The sequence below is a fragment of the Oryzisolibacter propanilivorax genome (genome assembly GCF_900103645.1).
Lineage (GTDB): Bacteria > Pseudomonadota > Gammaproteobacteria > Burkholderiales > Burkholderiaceae_C > Melaminivora > Melaminivora propanilivorax.
Window position 1 is genome coordinate 1 of the sequence record NZ_FNHP01000017.1, and the last position, 5,819, is coordinate 5,819.

A 5,819-nucleotide genomic window follows, 5' to 3' on the forward strand; every position below is an offset into this window, starting at 1 on the left:
TATTGGCGGAATGGGGGTAGCCTGACGATGACCTACTTTCACACGGGAATCCGCACTATCATCGGCGCGAAGTCGTTTCACGGTCCTGTTCGGGATGGGAAGGGGTGGGACCGACTTGCTATGGTCGTCAGGCTTAAAAAGGGGTGCGCTCGGGGTAGCAGCTGGTGTGCTTGTCCGGGCGCTTTCATAGAGTCGATTTGATCAGCGTTGGCAACGGGTTTGATTGCGCTGGCACAACTAGTGTGTTGTGGTCTTTGTTTGCTCTGCGTTGTAGATGCAGATGTATTGTCAAAGTTATAGGGTCAAGCCGCACGGGCAATTAGTACTGGTTAGCTACGTGCATTGCTGCACTTCCACACCCAGCCTATCAACGTCGTGGTCTACAACGACCCTTCAGGGGGCTCAAGGCCCCGGCAGATCTCATCTTGAAACGAGTTTCCCGCTTAGATGCTTTCAGCGGTTATCTCTTCCACACTTAGCTACTCGGCGATGCCACTGGCGTGACAACCGATACACCAGAGGTGTGTCCACTCCGGTCCTCTCGTACTAGGAGCAGGCTTCCTCAAATCTGCAGCGCCCACGGAAGATAGGGACCAAACTGTCTCACGACGTTTTAAACCCAGCTCACGTACCTCTTTAAATGGCGAACAGCCATACCCTTGGGACCGACTACAGCCCCAGGATGAGATGAGCCGACATCGAGGTGCCAAACACCGCCGTCGATATGAACTCTTGGGCGGTATCAGCCTGTTATCCCCAGAGTACCTTTTATCCGTTGAGCGATGGCCCTTCCATACAGAACCACCGGATCACTATGTCCTGCTTTCGCATCTGCTCGACTTGTCAGTCTCGCAGTTAAGCACGCTTATGCCATTGCACTATCGCCACGATGTCCGACCGTAGCTAGCGTACCTTCGAACTCCTCCGTTACGCTTTGGGAGGAGACCGCCCCAGTCAAACTGCCCACCATGCACTGTCCCCGATCCCGATAGAGGGACCTGGGTTAGAACCTCAAACGCACCAGGGTGGTATTTCAAGGATGGCTCCATGTGATCTGGCGACCACACTTCAAAGCCTCCCACCTATCCTACACAGATCCGTTCAAAGTCCAATACAAAGCTACAGTAAAGGTTCATGGGGTCTTTCCGTCTTTCCGCGGGGAGATTGCATCATCACAAACATTTCAACTTCGCTGAGTCTCAGGAGGAGACAGCGTGGCCATCGTTACGCCATTCGTGCAGGTCGGAACTTACCCGACAAGGAATTTCGCTACCTTAGGACCGTTATAGTTACGGCCGCCGTTTACTGGGACTTCAATCAAGAGCTTGCACCCCATCATTTAATCTTCCAGCACCGGGCAGGCGTCACACCCTATACGTCCACTTTCGTGTTTGCAGAGTGCTGTGTTTTTATTAAACAGTCGCAGCCACCGATTTTTTGCAACCGCTTTGGGCTCCCTTTGTACAAGTTCACCTACTTGCGGCATACCTTCTCCCGAAGTTACGGTATCAATTTGCCGAGTTCCTTCTCCTGAGTTCTCTCAAGCGCCTTAGAATACTCATCTCGCGCACCAGTGTCGGTTTGCGGTACGGTCGTCAATAGCTGAAGCTTAGTGGCTTTTCCTGGAAGCAGGGTATCACTCACTTCGTGTGCAAGCACACTCGTTATCACGCCTCATCTTAGCTCTCCGGATTTGCCTAAAGAGCACGACTACACGCTTGAACCAACTATTCCAACAGTTGGCTGAGCTAACCTTCTCCGTCCCCACATCGCACTATTGAGCGGTACAGGAATGTTGACCTGTTTCCCATCAGCTACGCATCTCTGCCTCGCCTTAGGGGCCGACTCACCCTACGCCGATGAACGTTGCGTAGGAAACCTTGCGCTTACGGCGAGCGGGCTTTTCACCCGCTTTAACGCTACTCATGTCAGCATTCGCACTTGTGATACCTCCAGCAGCCTTCTCAAGCCACCTTCACAGGCTTACACAACGCTCTCCTACCACGCACAGTAAACTGTGCATCCGCAGCTTCGGTAACTGGCTTGAGCCCCGTTACATCTTCCGCGCAGGACGACTCGATCAGTGAGCTATTACGCTTTCTTTAAATGATGGCTGCTTCTAAGCCAACATCCTGACTGTTTTAGCCTTCCCACTTCGTTTCCCACTTAGCCAATTTTAGGGACCTTAGCTGGCGGTCTGGGTTGTTTCCCTCTTGAGTCCGGACGTTAGCACCCGGTGCTCTGTCTCCCAGGCTGTACTCTGCGGTATTCGGAGTTTGCCTTGGTTTGGTAAGTCGCCATGACCCCCTAGCCAAAACAGTGCTCTACCCCCGCAGGTAATACCTGAGGCACTACCTAAATAGTTTTCGGAGAGAACCAGCTATTTCCAGGTTTGTTTAGCCTTTCACCCCTATCCACAGCTCATCCGCTAATTTTGCAACATTAGTCGGTTCGGACCTCCAGTACCTGTTACGGCACCTTCATCCTGGCCATGGATAGATCACCTGGTTTCGGGTCTACACCCAGCGACTCGATCGCCCTATTCGGACTCGATTTCTCTACGCCTCCCCTATTCGGTTAAGCTCGCCACTGAATGTAAGTCGCTGACCCATTATACAAAAGGTACGCAGTCACCCCAAAGGGCTCCTACTTTTTGTAAGCATGCGGTTTCAGGATCTATTTCACTCCCCTCCCGGGGTTCTTTTCGCCTTTCCCTCACGGTACTGGTTCACTATCGGTCGATGATGAGTATTTAGCCTTGGAGGATGGTCCCCCCATGTTCAGACAGGGTTTCTCGTGCCCCGCCCTACTTGTCTCTAGCTTAGTACCACCAAACAGTTTTCGCATACGGGGCTATCACCCACTATGGCCGGCCTTTCCATGCCGCTTTGCTAACCGCTTGACTATCACTAGAAGGCTCCTCCGATTTCGCTCGCCACTACTTTCGGAATCTCGGTTGATGTCTTTTCCTCGAGCTACTGAGATGTTTCAGTTCGCCCGGTTCGCCTCGCACACCTATGTATTCAGTGTGCGATACCCTTGCGGGTGGGTTTCCCCATTCAGATATCTCCGGATCAATGCTTATTTGCCAGCTCCCCGAAGCTTTTCGCAGGCTATCACGTCTTTCGTCGCCTATCATCGCCAAGGCATCCACCACATGCTCTTAGTCACTTGACCCTATAACTTTGACTTCTTGCATCGCTGCAAGAATCCATCCATCACACGATCAAAGACCACTTGCGAGGTCTCGCACCTCGCGCGTTAGTTATGCCGTAATGCCAAATGTGCTTCTTCATCAAAGTATTGCTACTTCTCTTGAGAACATTCGTCATTACTGAACAATCCAAAGGATGTGTTCGTTTTGACGCAATCAAACTGGTTGCTGATGGCACGGTGCAGTTTCCTGCTTTCCATCAGCAACGCTGATTTCGACTCTATGAATTGTTAAAGAACAGCCGATTGATGCGATCAATGTCGCCTCAACAACGAAGCGGTCTGTCGCCAAACCGCTTGGGTGTTGAATGGTGGGTTGCCGGCAGTGCCGGTCCAGGCAGTGGTGGAGGATGACGGGATCGAACCGACGACCCCCTGCTTGCAAAGCAGGTGCTCTCCCAGCTGAGCTAATCCCCCGTTGTGTCTCGCCTCTTGCCTTGTGCCGCATACCAGTACAAGGAAAGGCCCGGGTGGTGGGTCTAGTTGGGCTCGAACCAACGACCCCCGCCTTATCAAGACGGTGCTCTAACCAGCTGAGCTACAGACCCGGCAGGCATCCCTTGCGGAATTCCTTTGGTTGTTTCAGCCGGCCACTGCCTTTCCTACAACCGATAAGTGTGGACGTTCAACGACTCTTTCATGCCCCTTCTGTGTTCCAGAAAGGAGGTGATCCAGCCGCACCTTCCGATACGGCTACCTTGTTACGACTTCACCCCAGTCACGAACCCCGCCGTGGTAAGCGCCCTCCTTGCGGTTAGGCTACCCACTTCTGGCGAGACCCGCTCCCATGGTGTGACGGGCGGTGTGTACAAGACCCGGGAACGTATTCACCGCGACATTCTGATCCGCGATTACTAGCGATTCCGACTTCACGCAGTCGAGTTGCAGACTGCGATCCGGACTACGACTGGCTTTATGGGATTGGCTCCCCCTCGCGGGTTGGCAACCCTCTGTACCAGCCATTGTATGACGTGTGTAGCCCCACCTATAAGGGCCATGAGGACTTGACGTCATCCCCACCTTCCTCCGGTTTGTCACCGGCAGTCCCATTAGAGTGCCCTTTCGTAGCAACTAATGGCAAGGGTTGCGCTCGTTGCGGGACTTAACCCAACATCTCACGACACGAGCTGACGACAGCCATGCAGCACCTGTGTTATGGCTCTCTTTCGAGCACTCCCAAATCTCTTCGGGATTCCATACATGTCAAAGGTGGGTAAGGTTTTTCGCGTAGCATCGAATTAAACCACATCATCCACCGCTTGTGCGGGTCCCCGTCAATTCCTTTGAGTTTCAACCTTGCGGCCGTACTCCCCAGGCGGTCAACTTCACGCGTTAGCTTCGTTACTGAAGAAATGAATCCCCAACAACCAGTTGACATCGTTTAGGGCGTGGACTACCAGGGTATCTAATCCTGTTTGCTCCCCACGCTTTCGTGCATGAGCGTCAGTGCAGGCCCAGGGGATTGCCTTCGCCATCGGTGTTCCTCCGCATATCTACGCATTTCACTGCTACACGCGGAATTCCATCCCCCTCTGCCGCACTCCAGCTATGCAGTCACAAAGGCAGTTCCCAGGTTGAGCCCGGGGATTTCACCTCTGTCTTGCATAACCGCCTGCGCACGCTTTACGCCCAGTAATTCCGATTAACGCTTGCACCCTACGTATTACCGCGGCTGCTGGCACGTAGTTAGCCGGTGCTTATTCTTACGGTACCGTCATGGGCCTTCTGTATTAAAAAAGACCTTTTCGTTCCGTACAAAAGCAGTTTACAACCCGAAGGCCTTCATCCTGCACGCGGCATGGCTGGATCAGGGTTTCCCCCATTGTCCAAAATTCCCCACTGCTGCCTCCCGTAGGAGTCTGGGCCGTGTCTCAGTCCCAGTGTGGCTGATCATCCTCTCAGACCAGCTACAGATCGCAGGCTTGGTAAGCTTTTATCCCACCAACTACCTAATCTGCCATCAGCCGCTCCGTGAGCGCAAGGCCCGAAGGTCCCCTGCTTTCATCCTGAGATCGTATGCGGTATTAGCAAAGCTTTCGCCTCGTTATCCCCCACTCTCGGGCACGTTCCGATGTATTACTCACCCGTTCGCCACTCGCCACCAGACCGAAGTCCGTGCTGCCGTTCGACTTGCATGTGTAAGGCATGCCGCCAGCGTTCAATCTGAGCCAGGATCAAACTCTACAGTTCGATCTTGAAATTGCGAGAGCTCCAAGGAGCCCTCTACTCATTTGACGGAAAAGAAAGACATCACAAAGACATCTCTCAAAACTGTTTCCATGAGCGTTTGTGCAAACCTTCCCGAGAGAAGATTCGCGTTTTGGAGCATTACTTGCACCATCAAACGCCCACGCTTATCGGCTGTATGTTGTTAACGTACCAGCAAGACCTGCAACACCGAAGTGGCTGCTTTTCTTGCGAAGCTCGCTGTGATCAGCGAAGCCTTGAACTATAACACAGGTTTTGAAGACCTTGCAAACTTCGGGGTCTTTCGATCCCGGCTTCCAACTGCTTGCCAGCACCTTTTAGCACCAGCGCTCCGTCAGAAGCGAAGCCTTGAACTATACAACAGAAATCTGCAGAAGATCAAGACAGAGAAGAAAAGT

At 52.8% G+C, this 5,819-nt stretch carries 1 protein-coding gene, 2 tRNA genes and 3 rRNA genes; 1 reads left to right on the forward strand and 5 read right to left on the reverse strand.

From position 1 onward, the window contains the following. Positions 1-19: 19 nt before the first annotated feature. The 5 genes from rrf to BLQ61_RS17055 all read right to left on the reverse strand — a co-directional run bounded on the left by rrf (position 20) and on the right by BLQ61_RS17055 (position 5,403). Positions 20-132: ribosomal RNA gene (gene rrf, locus BLQ61_RS17035) — 5S ribosomal RNA — on the reverse strand. 166 nt (positions 133-298) lie between these two features. Then, positions 299-3,177 (reverse strand): 23S ribosomal RNA (locus BLQ61_RS17040). Between the two features lie 377 nt (positions 3,178-3,554). Continuing rightward, a tRNA-Ala gene (locus tag BLQ61_RS17045) sits at positions 3,555-3,630 on the reverse strand. 54 nt (positions 3,631-3,684) lie between these two features. Next, a tRNA-Ile gene (locus BLQ61_RS17050) sits at positions 3,685-3,761 on the reverse strand. A 111-nt stretch (positions 3,762-3,872) separates the two neighbouring features. Then, a 16S ribosomal RNA gene (locus BLQ61_RS17055) occupies positions 3,873-5,403 on the reverse strand. The 16S, 23S and 5S rRNA genes sit together here with 2 tRNA genes alongside, the layout of an rRNA operon. A 212-nt stretch (positions 5,404-5,615) precedes the next feature. Here BLQ61_RS17055 and BLQ61_RS17475 point away from each other — a divergent pair. Continuing rightward, positions 5,616-5,819, forward strand: a 204-nt coding sequence (locus BLQ61_RS17475) for a hypothetical protein (RefSeq protein ID WP_217629415.1), incomplete at its 3' end; no start/stop codon positions are given.